Here is a 15,417-nt window from a genome sequence, read left to right on the forward strand (position 1 = left end):
CTTGTCGCGCGAGTGTCCCCCGCACGCTCCGTGATCCCCTCTATATACCGTCGGCGTTCCTGTTGGTCTAGTCCATCGCGCGGGTGTGATCGCGCGCGCGACGGTTCGGAGAGGTCCGGTGGCGCGGCTCCCGAGGACGTACGGGCGGGTCACCCGGGGTGCGCCGGTGGTGGGGCCGCCGTCTTCCGGGGGTTCCCGAACGCCCCCGCCATTTATGCCGCTTACCTACTTAAAGGTCCTTGCATATGTAGGTCCCATAACGGCCGACTGGACGGGCTTACACACCCTTGACACCCCTCTAGGTCTAGGCCAAGCTCCCCGTACTGGTCTACACCATTGGTCCAGTCCCGGCCCCACGGGCGGTCACACGTCGTATGTCACCGCGGGGAGCAGGGGGGTTTGTGGCATCCCTGAGGAGGGTGGCTGTGAAGCGCAAGCTGATAGCCGCGATCGGTATCGCGGGCATGATGTTCTCCATCGCGGCGTGCGGGGACAGTGACGACAAGTCCGGGGGGTCGGACAAGGCCGGCGACACCAAGGCCCTGACGGTCTGGCTCACGGTCGACGCGCAGAACAACTGGCCCGAGCTGGTCAAGGCGGCCGACGCGGCGGTCAAGGCGAAGCACCCCGGCATCAAGATCAACCACGAGTACTACGGCTGGCCGGACAAGAACACCAAGCTCGACGCGGTCCTCGCCACCGACAAGGCGCCCGACGTGGTCGAGATGGGCAACACCGAGATGCTCGGCTACATGGTCAAGGGAGCCTTCGCTCCCCTGGACACGTCGAAGTTCGAGAACTCGGACGCCTGGCTGGACGGCCTCAAGGCCTCCGTCACCTACGACGGCAAGACCTACGGCGTGCCGTACTACGCGGGTGGCCGCGTCGGCAACTGGCGCAAGGACGTCGCGGCTTCGGTCGGCGTGAAGACCCCGCCGAAGACGTACGCCGAACTCACCTCCGCCCTGGACAAGATCCAGAAGAAGGAGGGCAGCAAGTTCAGCGCCTGGTACCAGCCCACCCGTGACTGGTACGCGGCCATGTCCTTCGTCTACGACGCCGGCGGCTCCATCGCGAAGGAGGAGGGCGGCCAGTGGAAGGCCAACCTCTCCTCGCCCGAGTCGGTCAAGGGCCTCACCGAGTTCAAGAACGTCGTCGACAAGTACATGCACGGCGACAAGACCAAGGACGAGTCCGACCGTTACATCGTCTACGGCCAGGGCAAGTCCGGCATGATCTTCGGTGCCGCCTGGGAGGGCGCGACCGCCGAGGACCCGAAGAGCGACAAGACCGGCAAGCTCAAGGGCAACCTCGAGAACTTCGTGATGCCCGGCCCGTCCGGCAAGAACCTCCCGGTCTTCCTGGGCGGCTCCGACCTCGCCGTCCCGGTGAAGTCGAAGGCGCAGGCCGTGGCCTCCGAGTGGATCAACGCGTTCACCGGCGCCAAGGGCCAGAAGGGCCTGATGGCCAAGGGCAACCTGCCGAACAACAAGACCGACCTCGCCACCCTGAAGAACGACCCGAAGACGGTCGTCCCGGCGACCGCGGCCGAGTCCAACTGGTTCGTCCCGATGGCGCCGGGCTGGGGCCAGGTCGAGAAGGCCCAGGTCCTGCAGACCATGCTGCAGAGCATCGGTACCGGCAAGAAGTCGGTCGAGGACGCCGCGAAGGAAGCGGACGCCAAGATCGACAAGGTCATCAACACCAAGTGACCTGAGAGCAGGGCCCCGTCGGTCCTCCGTCACGGAGGGGCGGGGCCCTGCCTGCCGTACGGCCCGGCCCGGGGGCACGCCTCCCGGGCCCGGCCGTACGGGCCTTCGCCTTCGTACGACCTGAGGGACCGCTGAGGAGCGCGCGATGAGTGCCGCAGACACGACCACCCCCGCCAAGGTGCCGCCACCGCGGCAGGCGCCACCGCCACCGGCCGTCCCCACGGCACCGCGCAAGCGGCGCACCTCGGGCGGACCGGCGACACCCTGGGCGCTGCTCGCCCCCTGCCTGCTGATCCTCGCGCTCGTCCTCGGCTACCCGCTGGTCCGCCTGGTCACACTCTCGTTCCAGAAGTTCGGGCAGTCCCAGCTCTGGGGCTTCCAGCCGGCCGAGTCCGTCGGCTTCGACAACTTCAGCACCGTGCTCGGCGACAGCGAGTTCTGGGCGGTCGTCGTCCGGACGATCATCTTCGCGGGCGGCTCCGTCATCTTCACGATGGTCGCCGGCATGCTGATCGCGCTGCTCCTCCAGCGGGTCTCCGGCTGGGTGAAGACGCTCATCAACATCGTGCTGGTGGCCAGCTGGGGCATGCCCATCATCGTCGCCACCACGGTCTTCAAGTGGCTCTTCGACTCCGACTACGGCATCTTCAACGCGCTGCTCAGCAAGCTCCCCGGCGTCGACATGATCGGCCACAACTGGTTCGCCAGTGGGCCGCAGGGCCTGGCCGTGATCATGCTCCTGGTCGTCTGGGGCGCCGTGCCGTTCGTCGTCATCACGCTCAGCGCCGGACTCACCCAGGTGCCCGCGGAGCTGGAGGAGGCCGCACGGCTCGACGGAGCGGGCGCCTGGGGTGTCTTCCGCTACGTCACGCTGCCGATCCTCAAGCCGATCATCGTGATGCTCACGACCCTCTCCGTCATCTGGGACATGGGCGTCTTCCCGCAGGTCTTCGTGATGCGCGGCGGCCACCCCGAGGCCGAGTTCCAACTCCTCACCACGTACTCGTACGACCGTGCCTTCGTCGTCAACGACTACGCGCAGGGATCGGCGATCGCCCTGCTGACCGTGCTGCTCCTGCTGGGCGTGGTCGCCGTGTACATGCGTCAGATGCTGAAGATCGGAGAGGTCGAATGAGCGCCGTCGCCACGCCCGGGCGTGCGTCCGCCGCGGGGCGGAAGTCCTCGGGACCCCGCAAGTCCAAGCTCGGCTGGAACCTGCTCGGCCTGCTCGTCTTCCTCACCGCCGGCTTCCCGGTCTACTGGATGTTCAACACGGCCTTCAAGCCGGCCAAGGACGCCATCGACCCCGATCCGAGCCTGTTCCCCACCGGCCTCACGCTCGACAACTTCCGTCGCGCGCTGGACATCGCCGACTTCTGGGGCCCGGTCGGCCGCAGTCTCATCGTGTCCGTCTCGGTGGTCGTGGTCGGCATCATCGTGGGCATGCTGGCCGCGCTGGCCATCTCCCGCTTCGCCTTCCGCGGCCGGAAGGTCGTGATCGTCGGCATCCTCGCGGTCCAGATGGTCCCGCTGGTCGCCATGATCATCCCGGTCTTCCTGCTGCTGAACGACCTCGACCAGTACGACAAGCTCTCCGGCCTGATCCTCACGTACCTGACCTTCATCCTTCCCTTCACGGTGTGGACGCTGCGCGGCTTCATCGTCAACATCCCGAAGGAGCTGGAGGAGGCCGCGATGGTCGACGGGTGCAGCCGCACCGGCGCCTTCATGCGGGTGGTCTTCCCCCTGCTGGCCCCGGGCATGGTGGCCACGTCCGTCTACGCGTTCATCCAGGCCTGGAACGAATACCTCTACGCCCTGATGCTGATGAGCCAGAAGAACCAGACCGCCACCGTCTGGCTCGGTAACTTCACCACCAAGCACGGCACCGAGTACGCCCCGATGATGGCCGGATCCACCATGATGGCCGTGCCGATCGTCGTCCTGTTCCTCCTCGTCCAGCGCAAGATGGCCGCGGGTCTGACCGCGGGCGCCGTGAAGGGATAACGCCACCCGATGACGACATTCGCCAGCGGTACAGACACCCTGACGCGCGACGCCCTCACCGTCCTCCAGCCCGGTTTCACCGGAACCACGGCTCCGGACTGGCTGCTGCGCCGTCTCGGTGAAGGTCTCGCCTCCGTCGGCCTGTTCGGCCGCAACATCGCCTCTCCCGATCAACTGTCCGCTCTGACCGCCCAGTTGCGGGCCGAGCGCGACGACGTCCTCGTCGCCATCGACGAAGAGGGCGGCGACGTCACCCGCCTGGAGGTGCGCACCGGTTCGTCGTTCCCCGGCAACCACGCGCTGGGCGCCGTCGACGACGTGGCCCTCACCGAGGCCGTCGCCCTCGAACTCGGCCGCCGGCTGGCCGCGTGCGGGGTGAACCTCAACTGGGCGCCCTCCGCCGACGTGAACTCCAACCCCTCGAACCCGGTCATCGGCGTACGGTCCTTCGGCGCCGACACCGACCTGGTGGCCCGGCACACGGCGGCCTACGTCACCGGCCTCCAGGCCGCCGGCGTCGCCGCCTGCACCAAGCACTTCCCGGGCCACGGCGACACCGCGGTCGACTCCCACCACGCACTGCCCCGCATCGACGCGGACCTCTCGGTCCTCCAGTCGCGCGAACTCGCCCCGTTCCGGGCCGCGATCGCCGCGGGCAGCCGTGCCGTGATGAGCGCCCACATCCTGGTCCCGGCCCTGGACCCGGACCGCCCGGCCACCCTCTCCCGCCGCATCCTCACCGGCCTGCTGCGCGAGGAACTCGGCTACGAGGGCCTCATCGTCACCGACGGCATGGAGATGCAGGCCATCTCCGCGACGTACGGCATCGAGCGGGGCAGCGTGCTGGCCATCGCGGCCGGCGCCGACGCCATCTGCGTCGGGGGCGGACTGGCCGACGACGACACCGTGCGCCGCCTCCGGGACGCCCTGGTCTCCGCGGTCCGCGCCGGCGAGCTCGCCGAGGAACGGCTGGCGGACGCGGCGAACCGGGTACGGGCGCTCGCCGAGTGGACGGCCGCGGCCGCCGCGGTCTCCCGGTCCCACACGAATGGCTCAAACGGTTCGAACGCGTCGAACGGTTCGGACACCCCGGCCGTCACCGTCGGTGCGAGCTTCCCGGGTGGCCCGGCCGGCTCCGACAGCACCGTGGACGTCGGTCTGATCGCCGCCCGGCGCGCGCTCACCGTGACCCGTTCCGGGGCGTTCACGCCGCTCACCGAGGCGCCCTACGTCGCCGCCCTCACCCCGGTCGCGAACATCGCCGTCGGTGACGAGACGCCCTGGGGCGTGGCCGCCGAACTGGCCCGGCTGCTCCCCGGCACCGAGACGGGCAGCTTCACCGGCGAGGACGCGGGCTCCTCGGCCCTCGCCGCCGCCGGAAGCCGTCCGGTCGTCGCCGTGGTCCGCGACGAACACCGGCACCCCTGGATGGTGGCGGCCCTCGACACACTCCTCGCCGCCCGCCCGGACAGCGTTGTCGTCGAGATGGGCGTTCCCCAGTCGGCGCCCCGCGGCGCCCTCCACATCGCCACCCACGGTGCCGCACGCGTCTGCGGCCAGGCGGCGGCGGAGGTCATCGCGGGGGAGTAGCCGCGCGGGCCCCGGACCCGACATGCCGGTGCCCGGCCTCCCCAGGGAGGCCGGGCACCGGCATGTGTACGTGAAGGAGCCGCCGGGCGCTAGATGCCCTGCCAGTCCGGCTTCGCGGCGAAGGTGGCGCGGAAGTAGTCCGCGAGCTTCAGCTTGGACGCGGCGGCCTCGTCGACCACGACCGTCGCGTGCGGGTGCAGCTGCAGCGCGGAGGCCGGGCAGATCGCGGCGACCGGCCCCTCGACCGTCGCCGCCACCGCGTCCGCCTTGCCCTCACCGGTGGCGAGCAGCACGAGGTGGCGCGCCTCCAGGATCGTGCCGATGCCCTGCGTGATCACGTGGTGCGGGACCTGATCGATGTCGCCCTCGAAGAACCGCGCGTTGTCCACCCGGGTCTGCTCGGTCAGCGTCTTGATGCGGGTGCGCGAGGCGAGCGAGGAGCACGGTTCGTTGAACCCGATGTGCCCGTCCGTGCCGATGCCCAGGATCTGCAGATCGACCCCGCCGGCGGCGGCCAGCGCCGCGTCGTAGGCCTCGCAGGCCGCCTGGACGTCCGCCGCGGTGCCGTCCGGACCCATGAACGCGTCCATGCCGAGACCCAGCGGTTCGAGCACCTCGCGCCGCAGCACCGAACGGTAGGACTCGGGGTGCTCGGCCGGCAGCCCCACGTACTCGTCGAGCTGCGCGACGCGCGCGCCCGAGGCGTCCACGGCACCGGAACGCACGGTGGCCGCCAGCGCCTCGTAGATGGGCAGCGGCGTCGAGCCGGTGGCCACGCCGAGCAGGGCGTCGGGCTTGCGCCTGAGCAGCTCCGCCATGGCCTCGGCGATCAGCTCGCCGCCCGCCTTGGCGTCCGGGACGATGACAACTTCCACGCTGGGCCTGCCGATCTGGAGAGGGGACTCAACTGGAACCCGAAGGGGGACACGTGTGGTATAGACCAATCTAGCAGAGCGCCACCCGCCCGTCGTCCTCCCCGCCGGTCCCGGACACCGCACCGGCAACCCGGCACGGCCGCCCCGCCCGGCCACCGCATCCGCCGATCCCGCCCGTTCACGAACCGAAGCGGGCTAGTCTGATGGATGCTCGCGGGTGTTTGAGAATCGGACGACGACAAACATCCGCGGACGCATGGACAGCGAACACATGGACGCAGGACCATGGTCTAGTCCACAATGCTTTGAGAAACTGAACAAGCCTCCGCCTTCCCCGCACAGGAAGGCGGACCGAGGAACCGGCGCTCTCTGCCCTGACTGCTCCGGCTCCTCTCTTCGGCCAGATCGGGACCGCACACCCCGTGGCCGTTGTTGCTCCGGGCTGCGGTGCCGGGAGGGTTGAGGGTCCCTCCCAGGCGCCGCGGCCCGCGGGTGTCTCCGGGGGCCGTACGCGCCTGGCTGGAGCCCCCTGCGGGCGGCTGACCGGGGTCCTGTCGGATCCGCCGGGTACGCTCGCACACGTGCCCTCCATGAACGACCTCGTACGCCAGCACACCGCCCTCGGTGACTCCGATCTCGAGTGGCTGCATCTGCTGGTCTCGGAGTGGCAGTTGCTCTCCGACCTCTCCTTCGCCGACCTCGTGCTGTGGGTTCCCACGCGCGACGGCACCCGCTACGTCTCGGTCGCCCAGATGCGCCCCAACACGGGCCCGACCTCGTACCAGGACGACATGGTCGGCCATCTGGTCCCGCGCGGCCGCCGGCCGCTGCTGGACGCGGCGCTCGACGAGGGCCGGATCGTGCGCGAGGGCGATCCCGAGTGGCGGGAGGAGGTCCCGGTCCGCGTCGAGTCCATTCCGGTGCGGCGCGAGGGCCGCGTCCTCGGTGTCATCGCCCGCAACACCAACCTGCTCACCGTGCGCACCCCGAGCCGTCTCGAGCTGACGTATCTGCAGAGCGCCTCCGACCTCGCCCAGATGATCGCGGCGGGCACCTTCCCCTTCCCCGACCAGCAGGTCGACATGGACGCCTCGCCGCGGGTCGGCGACGGACTGATCCGCCTCGACGCGGACGGAGTCGTCCAGTACGCGTCCCCGAACGCGCTGTCCGCCTACCACCGCCTCGGTCTCGCCGCCGACCTGGTCGGCCACAACCTCGGCTCCACCACCGCCGAACTCGCGCCGTCCCGCGGCCCGGTGGACGAGGCGCTGGCCAAGGTGGCCAGTGGTTGGGCGCCCCGCGAGTTCGAGATCGAGAGCGCCGAGGGCGTGATCCAGCTGCGGGCGATCCCGCTCAAGCCCAAGGGCACCCGCGTCGGGTCCCTGGTCCTGCTTCGGGACGTCACCGAACTGCGCCGCCGCGAACGTGAGTTGATCACCAAGGACGCCACCATCCGGGAGATCCACCACCGGGTGAAGAACAACCTCCAGACGGTCGCGGCCCTGTTGCGGCTCCAGGCCCGGCGCATCGACTCCGAGAGCGGCCGGGAGGCACTGGAGGAGGCCGTGCGCCGGGTCGGTTCCATCGCGATCGTGCACGAGACCCTCTCCCAGAACCTGGACGAGCGGGTCGAGTTCGACGAGATCGCGGACCGGGTGCTCGCCATGGTCGCCGAGATCTCCCCCGGCAAGGTCACCGGCCGGCGCACCGGACGCTTCGGCATCCTGGACGCCGAGGTCGCCACCCCGCTGTCCATGGTGCTCACCGAGATCCTCCAGAACGCGCTGGAGCACGGCTTCCGCGAGGGCGACCGGGGCACCGTCGAGGTCTCGGCGGTCCGCGGCGGCACCGCGAAGGAGGGCCGCCTGCTGGTCACCGTCCAGGACGACGGGGTGGGACTGCCCGAGGGCTTCGACCCGCACCGCTCGGGCAACCTCGGTCTGCAGATCGTACGGACGCTGGTGGAGGGTGAGTTGGGCGGCACCTTCGACATGGTGGCGGCCCCGGAGCGCGGCACCCAGGTGATCCTGGACCTCCCGGTGAGCGTGCCCAAGTAACCGATCGGCACACGATCCGCACAACTGGCCCCCGGGCGGCGGCAGTCGACGACCGCTCGGTCGGTCACTCACGGTGACCCCCTGCGGATACGGGCGACGAGCGGACAGCAATGAGCCCCGGACCACATGTGGTCCGGGGCTGAAAGCTCGTTGCAATCAAGCGCATCGGGGTACTGCGCGCTGCGGCTCGGGGGCGGGAGATGCGTACACGCTGTACGCGCCGCCAAGCTCAGGCTCGTGCGGGGTGGAACGTCAGGCGGTGGCCTGACGAGCTCGGTTGCGGGCGGCACGGCGCTTCATTGCGCGGCGCTCGTCCTCGCTGAGGCCACCCCAGACGCCGGAGTCCTGGCCGGACTCGAGCGCCCACTGCAGGCACTGCTCCATGACGGGGCAGCGGCGGCAGACGGCCTTGGCTTCCTCGATCTGCAGCAGCGCAGGACCGGTGTTGCCGATGGGGAAGAAGAGCTCGGGGTCTTCCTCGCGGCAAACGGCGTTGTGACGCCAGTCCATGGCTGCTACCTCTCCTTGGTATTACATGCACGTTGCTTGTGAATGTGAACGCTTTCACGAATCCCTCAACAAGTGAAGGGCCGACGACCAGACGGACTGGTGTGGTCCTGTGATTTGAGGAGGGGTTCCGGTGCTCTGTGGGGCCGATGTTGCGGGCCGTCCCGAGCGCCACGTAGAGACTCGCAAACCTCAGCGGCGGATACAACCCCTTCTGGAAAGTTTTTTTTGATTCCTCGGTGTCGACTAGGTCACAGCCGTACTTCCATGGGGTGGACCCTGGTCTAAACGTTCGAGTGAAAGGACTTTGGGCCCTTCCGCTCACACAATCACACGCAGTGCACGGCGTACGCCTGTGAACGTCACGCTGGTTCGCAGTCCGAGGTGGTCGCCGTCCATCTGGAGGGGTAGCGGGGCCTTCGAATGCAAGGTGAAGTCCGTCAGGTCGTGCAGGGAGAGGGCGTGCTTCCCGCGGGGTCCCCGCTCGGGGGACGAAGTGAGCAACTGGGTGGCATACCGGGCAACCGAGGCCGTCGACATGCGGCTGAGGCCGAGTACGTCGAGCCCCGTATCGAACGAGGCCTTAGGCGACGCGTACACCGGACGATTGCCGAGAAACGTCCACGGCGCGGTGTTGCAGATGATGGAGAGCACCAGATCGGTCACCGGGTCCGCGCCGGGGCGCTCCAGGGTGATCGTTCCGTGCCGGCGGTGCGGTTCGTCCAGAAACTGCCGCATCACCTGGCGGAGATACAGCGCATGCGTCGACCGCCGGCCGCGCTCGCGCTGCTGCTCGACCCGGCCCACCACCCCCGCGTCGAAGCCGAGCCCGGCGCAGAAGGTGAACCAGCGGGAGGGCACGGCCTCGTCCTCCGTGCCGGGAGTCCCCGCGGCGAGGCCGAGGCCCACGGTGCGCTCCCGTTCCTCGCGCAGCGCGTCCAGCAGGGCGCCGGTCGCCTCCACGGCGTCGTTCGGCAGGCCGAGCGCGCGGGCGAAGACATTGGTGGAGCCGCCGGGGACGACCGCGAGGCGGGGCAGGGCGTCCGGGTCGGGGCCCCGGTGCAGCAGACCGTTCACGACCTCGTTGACCGTGCCGTCCCCGCCGAGGGCCACGACCAGGTCTATCTCGTCGCTGTCGGCGGCCTGCCGGCCGAGGTCCCGGGCGTGCCCGCGGTACTCGGTGGTGACGGCCTCCAGCTTCATCTCGCTGGCCAACGCGTGGATCAGGACATCACGCGTGCGCGCACTTGTGGTGGTTGCTGCCGGATTGACCACGAGAAGTGCACGCATGCGATGCAGCGTACCTACTGGGTGGTACTCGGCCCAGACCGAGGTAGGGGTCCGGTAAGAGACCCGGGCGTGAGCCGGGCCACAGCGCCCGCCCGCCAGGCCTTCCCCGCAGGGGAGCGACCGCCCCCGGGGCACTCGGCGGTTCCGGGCCGACGGCTACTCTTCAGGAGTGAGCCGAGAGCAGAACCCCACCCCCGACGCCCCCCTCGCCGAACGCCGCCCCGGACGGCTGACCGCCGCCGCGGCACTGGCCGCGCTGGAGGGACTCGCCCTCGTGGCGGGCGGCGTCTACATCCTCGTCCTCGGCCTCACGGGCGACCCCGACGACCGGCAGCAGGCCGTCACCGGCGGCGTCACGCTGATCGTGCTGGCGCTGCTGCCGCTGCTGGCCGCGCGCGGACTGCTGCTGCGCCGTGGCTGGAGCCGGGGCCCGGCCGTCATCACCCAGGTCATGGCCCTGCCCGTCGCCTACAACCTGCTGCGGGCCGACAGCGTCGCGATCCCCGCCGGTATCGTCCTCGCGGCCGTCGCGGTGGCCGCCCTGGTGCTGCTGGTGAACCCGGCAACGACGAGGGCCCTCGGTATCCGAGGGCCCGGTGGCGACGTACAGGAAGAGAAGTAGCGGGACTCACTCCTCGACGAGGAGCTTCTCCCGCAGCTGGGCCAGGGTGCGGGCCAGCAGCCGGGAGACGTGCATCTGCGAGATGCCGACCTCCTGCGCGATCTGCGACTGCGTCATGTTGCCGAAGAACCGAAGGAGCAGGATCCGCTTCTCCCGCGGCGGAAGGTCCTCCAGCAGCGGCTTGAGCGACTCCCGGTACTCGACGCCCTCCAGCGCCTCGTCCTCCGCGCCCAGGGTGTCCGCGACGGCGGGCGACTCGTCGTCCGTGTCGGGGACGTCCAGGGACAGCGTGGAGTACGCGTTCGCGGACTCCAGGCCCTCCAGGACCTCCTCCTCCGAGATGGCCAGCTTCTCGGCCAGCTCGTGGACCGTCGGGGAACGGCCGTGCAGCTGGGAGAGCTCCGCGGTGGCCGTGGTCAGGGCCAGCCGCAGCTCCTGGAGGCGGCGCGGGACACGAACCGCCCACCCCTTGTCGCGGAAGTGACGCTTGATCTCGCCGACCACCGTCGGCGTCGCGTACGTCGAGAACTCGACGCCCCGCTCCGGGTCGAAGCGGTCGACCGACTTGATCAGGCCGATCGTCGCGACCTGGGTCAGGTCGTCCAGCGGCTCACCGCGGTTGCGGAAGCGGCGCGCGAGGTGCTCCACGAGCGGCAGATGCATGCGGACCAGCTGGTTGCGCAGCTCCGCGTACTCGGCGCTGGTGTCCTGCATCTTGCGCAGCTCGACGAACATCACCCGGGCCGCGCTGCGGTCCTGCGGGTCGTGCCGGATGTGCTGGGCGCTCGGCCCGTGCTGCGTGCCCTGCACGCTCTGCTCCGCGTCTCGCTCGTGCTCGCTCATAGTCCCGCCCGTCACCATTCCCCGAGCCCGCGGCTCTTCCCCCATGACCTCGGCAGCGCTCGGACCGGGAGAACCTCCCCGGACGGGGGAGACCCCGGACTGCGCGGCGCCCCCGCTGGTCACCTCGCGGGCGCCGCCCTCCGGATGCTGCCGGGCCTGCTCGGGGATGCCGTCGACGCCGTCCGCCGTGTGCCGCGACCCGTCCGGGCCGTCGGCGCGTTCCGCGGGGGGCTCCCGTGTGCCGCGCTCTTCGTCCCGCACCGGCCCGTCCCCGTCCTTCACGCCGGCCCGGGTCCCGCGCCGCGCTGTTTGTAGAGGCTGATCGAAACGGTCTTGTCCTCGGCGACGGTGGACTCGACCTTGCCCGCGAGGGCCGACAGCACGGTCCACGCGAACGTGTCCCGTGACGGAGCGTGACCGTCGGTGGTCGGAGCGGAGACCGTGACCTCCAATGAGTCCTCGATGAGCCGGAAGACACAGCTGAGGACGGAACCGGGAACGGCCTGCTGCAGCAGGATCGCGCAGGCCTCGTCCACCGCGATGCGCAGATCCTCGATCTCGTCGAGGGTGAAGTCCAACCGGGCCGCCAGCCCGGCCGTGGCCGTGCGCAGTACCGACAGGTAGGCACCCGCGGCCGGCAGCCGGACTTCCACGAAGTCCTTCGTCGCGGGCTCGCCTGCGATCTGGGACACCCTCACCTCCATGGTGGTACAAGCTCATTCGAGCTCTCTCGGGGGCCGAGGGTCGCCCCCCGGGGTAACGCGCTACGTCGTGCAGCGGTGACGCTACCGCGCTCCCGTCTTTCCTGTCCTGGGGACCCCGCCCCTTGCTGTCACTCATAGTAAGCCCACGAGCACGGACAGTGGCTAGGGGTCTGCGGGGCCCAAATCGGAAGAGCGCGCGCCGGGTTGACGTACCCAGGCGTCAGACGGTCGAACCGTCCCGGCTTTCGGCCACGCGCCTCCCTGGCACAGGGCTCAGACGAGCACGTGGTCCACGAAGCACCAACGCCAGCTCTCCCCCTGCTCGAAGGTGCGCATGATCGGATGTCCCGTGTCCTTGTGGTGCTCGGTCGCGTGCCGCAGAGGTGAGGAGTCGCAACAGGAGAGGTGCCCGCACTCCAGGCACAGCCGAAGCTGTACCGGGTGCGTGCCCGCGGCCACGCACTCCAGGCACGTGTCGCTCTGGGGCTCGGGTTCCTGCTGCGGCAGCGCGTCGGTGTGCGTGCACTGTTTCATGATTGCCAGGTTACGTCGGGTGTGCGGGATGCCGCGCGAAAACGAGGGCGGGCGGAAGACGATGCACGTATTGCCACTGCTGTTGCTGGTGGCCGGGAGCGCGGCGGTCGCCGGGGCCGCCCGCCGTACGCCGGTCCCGGCTCCCCTGCTGCTCGTCGCGGCGGGCCTGGCCGTCTCGTACATCCCCGGTGTCCCGGCGTACGAACTCGACCCCGACATCGTGCTTCCGCTGCTGCTGCCCCCGCTGCTCTACACGGCCGCGACCGACAGCTCCTACCTGGACCTGAGGGCCCAGTTGAGGCCCGTGGCGCTGCTGTCGGTCGGGTACGTCCTGTTCGCGACGCTCGTCGTCGGCTGGGCGGCCTACCTCCTTGTGCCGAGCCTGCCGCTGACCGCGGCGCTCGTGCTGGGCGCGGTCGTCGCGCCGCCGGACGCGGTGGCCGCGACCGCGGTGGCACGCCGGGTGGGGCTGCCCTCCCGGATCACCACGATCCTGCAGGGCGAGTCCCTGGTGAACGACGCGACCGCGATCACCGCCTACAAGGTGGCGCTCGCCGCGGCCGTCGGCGAGGGCGCGACCTGGGCGGGCGGTATCCGCGAGTTCCTGCTCGCGGCCGTCGGCGGCGTGGTCGTCGGACTCGTCCTGATGATCCCCATCCACTGGCTGCGCACCCACATCAACGAGGCGCTGCTGCAGAACACGCTCTCCCTGCTGATCCCCTTCGCCGCCTACGGCGTCGCCGAGTGGGTGGACGCCTCCGGCGTGCTCGCCGTCGTGGTCGTCGCCCTCTACCTCGGCCACCGTGCCTGGGAGGTGGACTTCGCGACCCGGCTCCAGGAGGAGGCGGTGTGGAAGATGGTCGCGTTCGTCCTGGAGTCCGCCGTGTTCGCGCTCATCGGCCTGCAACTGCCGGTCGTCCTCAAGGGCCTCGGGGCGTACGAGGGAACGAGTGCCGCCTGGTACGCGATCGCCCTCTTCGTCGTCGTCGTCGCGACCCGGTTCGTGTGGGTGTACCCCGCCACCTTCCTGCCCCGCATCCTCTCCTCACGCATCCGCGAACGCGAGGACAACCCCACCTGGAAGGCGCCCTTCGTCATCGGCTGGGCGGGCATGCGGGGCGTCGTCTCGCTCGCCATCGCCTTCTCCATCCCGCTCACGATGCACGGCGGCGAGGCCTTCCCCGGCCGCAACCTGATCCTCTTCCTGACCTTCACGACCGTCATCGGCACCCTCGTCGTCCAAGGGCTCACGCTGCCCCCGCTGATCCGGCTGCTGAAGCTGCCGGGCCGCGACACCCAGGCCGAGACGCTCGCCGAGGCCAACGCCCAGGCACAGGCCTCCCGGGCCGCCGAACAGCGGCTCGACGACCTCCTCACCGACGAGCGCAACGCGCTGCCGCCGCCGCTCGCCGAGCGGCTGCGCTCGGCGCTGGAGCGGCGCCGCAACGCCGTCTGGGAGCGGCTCGGCGCGGTCAACCCGGTCACCGGCGAGACCGCCGACGACACCTACCGCCGGCTCTCCCGCGACATGATCGGCGCCGAGCGCGAGGTGTTCGTCAGGCTGCGCGACCTGCGCTACATCGACGACGAGATGCTGCGGACGCTGCTGCGCCGGCTGGATCTGGAGGAGGCCGCCGCCTATCGCGAGGCGGCCTGAGGCGCGGCCCCGGCGGCGGGGAACGGCGCTCCGGTGATCACCGCCGCGACCGTCGTGCCACGCGGGAACGCGCCCTCCTCGGCCAGGGCGACAAGTCCGTACAGCATCTTGGCGACATAGAGACGTTCGACCGGCAGACCGTGCCGCTGCCCGAAGTCCTCGGCGAAGGCGTCGAGTTCGGGGGTGGTACGGGCGTAGCCGCCGAAGGTGAAACGGTCGTCGAGGGACCAGGTGCCGCGTCGGCCGCCGAACGCGGCGGTCTGGAGCGACTCCGTCTCCGCGCCGAGGAAGCCGCCCTTGAGGACCGGGACGCCGAGGGCGCGCTGGTCCGGGGCCAGGCCGGCGGCCAGGCCCGCGAGGGTGCCGCCGGTGCCGCAGGCGAGCGCGGCCACGTCGACGCCGTGCCCGCGCAGCTCCTCGCCGAGCGCCCGGCAGCCGCGCACCGCCAGGGCGTTGCTGCCGCCCTCCGGGACCACGTACGCGTCCTCGGTTCCCGTGGCGCGCAGGATCTCCGCCAGGGTCTCCGGCTCCGACGTACGGCGGTAGGTCGATCTGTCGACGAAGTGCAGCCGCATGCCGTCGGCGGCGCAGCGGGCGAGCGAGGGGTTCAGGGGGCGGTCGGCCAGCTCGTGGCCGCGGACCACGCCGAGGGTGGGCAGACCGAGGAGCCGGCCGGCCGCGGCGGTGGCCCGCAGATGGTTCGAGTACGCCCCGCCGAAGGTGACCAGGGTGCGGCCGGCCGCCGCCGCGAGGTTCGGTGTCAGCTTGCGCCATTTGTTGCCGACGAGGTCCGGGTGGATCAGGTCGTCCCGCTTCAGCAGCAGCCGCACCCCGCGGCGGGCGAACCGCTCGTCCACCGCCTCCCGCAACGGGGACGGCAGCCGCGGTGCGGTCCCGAGCGCCCCGGGCACCGCGGACCCACCGCGTCGCGAGCCGCCGGAGCGGGACGTCACGGCTGCGGAGGCGGTGGTCTCCGGGGTGTCGGGGCTGGTCACCCGCTCATTGTCGGACACCTGTCC

The 15,417-nt window shown here is 70.5% G+C and carries 14 protein-coding genes; 7 read left to right on the plus strand and 7 right to left on the minus strand.

Features of this window, described 5'->3' with window-relative positions; genetic code table 11:
* Window positions 1-425 precede the first annotated feature (425 nt).
* From AB0C62_RS04245 to AB0C62_RS04260, 4 genes are all read left to right on the plus strand, one after another.
* Complete coding sequence (locus AB0C62_RS04245) at window positions 426-1,712, plus strand: extracellular solute-binding protein (RefSeq protein WP_081219343.1); 1,287 nt, start codon at window positions 426-428, stop codon at window positions 1,710-1,712.
* A 145-nt stretch (window positions 1,713-1,857) separates the two neighbouring features.
* Window positions 1,858-2,847 carry a sugar ABC transporter permease gene (locus AB0C62_RS04250; protein WP_362969539.1) on the plus strand — a complete coding sequence of 330 codons (990 nt, stop codon included), beginning with the start codon at window positions 1,858-1,860 and terminating at the stop codon, window positions 2,845-2,847.
* Window positions 2,844-3,719: a carbohydrate ABC transporter permease gene (locus AB0C62_RS04255; RefSeq protein ID WP_362969540.1), complete on the plus strand. Its 876-nt coding sequence runs from the start codon at window positions 2,844-2,846 to the stop codon at window positions 3,717-3,719. Before AB0C62_RS04250 ends, AB0C62_RS04255 begins: the two co-directional genes overlap by 4 nt.
* A gap of 9 nt (window positions 3,720-3,728) precedes the next feature.
* Complete coding sequence (locus AB0C62_RS04260; protein WP_362969541.1) at window positions 3,729-5,309, plus strand: glycoside hydrolase family 3 protein; 1,581 nt, start codon at window positions 3,729-3,731, stop codon at window positions 5,307-5,309.
* A gap of 89 nt (window positions 5,310-5,398) precedes the next feature.
* Here the strand turns inward: AB0C62_RS04260 and nagB are convergent, their stop codons facing one another.
* Window positions 5,399-6,184: a glucosamine-6-phosphate deaminase gene (gene nagB / locus AB0C62_RS04265; protein ID WP_362969542.1), complete on the minus strand. Its 786-nt coding sequence runs from the start codon at window positions 6,182-6,184 to the stop codon at window positions 5,399-5,401.
* 590 nt (window positions 6,185-6,774) lie between these two features.
* Between nagB and AB0C62_RS04270 the strand changes: the two genes are divergently transcribed.
* A complete protein-coding gene (locus AB0C62_RS04270; protein WP_362969714.1) occupies window positions 6,775-8,241 on the plus strand; it encodes a PAS domain-containing sensor histidine kinase in 1,467 nt (488 codons plus the stop codon).
* A 252-nt stretch (window positions 8,242-8,493) separates the two neighbouring features.
* On the opposite strand, the gene AB0C62_RS04275 is transcribed toward AB0C62_RS04270, so the two are convergent.
* Complete coding sequence (locus tag AB0C62_RS04275; protein ID WP_006380970.1) at window positions 8,494-8,751, minus strand: WhiB family transcriptional regulator; 258 nt, start codon at window positions 8,749-8,751, stop codon at window positions 8,494-8,496.
* A gap of 318 nt (window positions 8,752-9,069) precedes the next feature.
* Window positions 9,070-10,038: a diacylglycerol kinase family protein gene (locus tag AB0C62_RS04280; RefSeq protein WP_362969543.1), complete on the minus strand. Its 969-nt coding sequence runs from the start codon at window positions 10,036-10,038 to the stop codon at window positions 9,070-9,072.
* A gap of 169 nt (window positions 10,039-10,207) precedes the next feature.
* Between AB0C62_RS04280 and AB0C62_RS04285 the strand changes: the two genes are divergently transcribed.
* A complete protein-coding gene (locus AB0C62_RS04285) occupies window positions 10,208-10,660 on the plus strand; it encodes a hypothetical protein (RefSeq protein WP_362969544.1) in 453 nt (150 codons plus the stop codon).
* A 6-nt stretch (window positions 10,661-10,666) separates the two neighbouring features.
* Here the strand turns inward: AB0C62_RS04285 and AB0C62_RS04290 are convergent, their stop codons facing one another.
* From AB0C62_RS04290 to AB0C62_RS04300, 3 genes are all read right to left on the minus strand, one after another.
* Complete coding sequence (locus AB0C62_RS04290) at window positions 10,667-11,785, minus strand: RNA polymerase sigma factor SigF (protein WP_362969545.1); 1,119 nt, start codon at window positions 11,783-11,785, stop codon at window positions 10,667-10,669.
* Window positions 11,782-12,195 carry an anti-sigma regulatory factor gene (locus AB0C62_RS04295; protein WP_081221804.1) on the minus strand — a complete coding sequence of 138 codons (414 nt, stop codon included), beginning with the start codon at window positions 12,193-12,195 and terminating at the stop codon, window positions 11,782-11,784. The genes AB0C62_RS04290 and AB0C62_RS04295 overlap by 4 nt, the downstream gene beginning before the upstream one ends.
* 285 nt (window positions 12,196-12,480) lie before the next feature.
* Window positions 12,481-12,741 (minus strand): UBP-type zinc finger domain-containing protein, encoded by a 261-nt coding sequence (locus tag AB0C62_RS04300; RefSeq protein ID WP_362969546.1) that lies wholly within the window; start codon window positions 12,739-12,741, stop codon window positions 12,481-12,483.
* Window positions 12,742-12,802: 61 nt separating this feature from the next.
* On the opposite strand from AB0C62_RS04300, the gene AB0C62_RS04305 reads away from it, so the two are divergent.
* Window positions 12,803-14,398, plus strand: coding sequence for a Na+/H+ antiporter (locus AB0C62_RS04305; protein WP_362969547.1), 1,596 nt, complete (start codon window positions 12,803-12,805; stop codon window positions 14,396-14,398).
* On the opposite strand, the gene AB0C62_RS04310 is transcribed toward AB0C62_RS04305, so the two are convergent.
* Window positions 14,380-15,309 (minus strand): pyridoxal-phosphate dependent enzyme, encoded by a 930-nt coding sequence (locus tag AB0C62_RS04310; protein ID WP_362969715.1) that lies wholly within the window; start codon window positions 15,307-15,309, stop codon window positions 14,380-14,382. The genes AB0C62_RS04305 and AB0C62_RS04310 overlap by 19 nt on opposite strands.
* Between the last annotated feature and the right edge of the window lie 108 nt (window positions 15,310-15,417).

Source organism: Streptomyces sp. NPDC048643, from assembly GCF_040650615.1.
Lineage (GTDB): Bacteria > Actinomycetota > Actinomycetes > Streptomycetales > Streptomycetaceae > Streptomyces.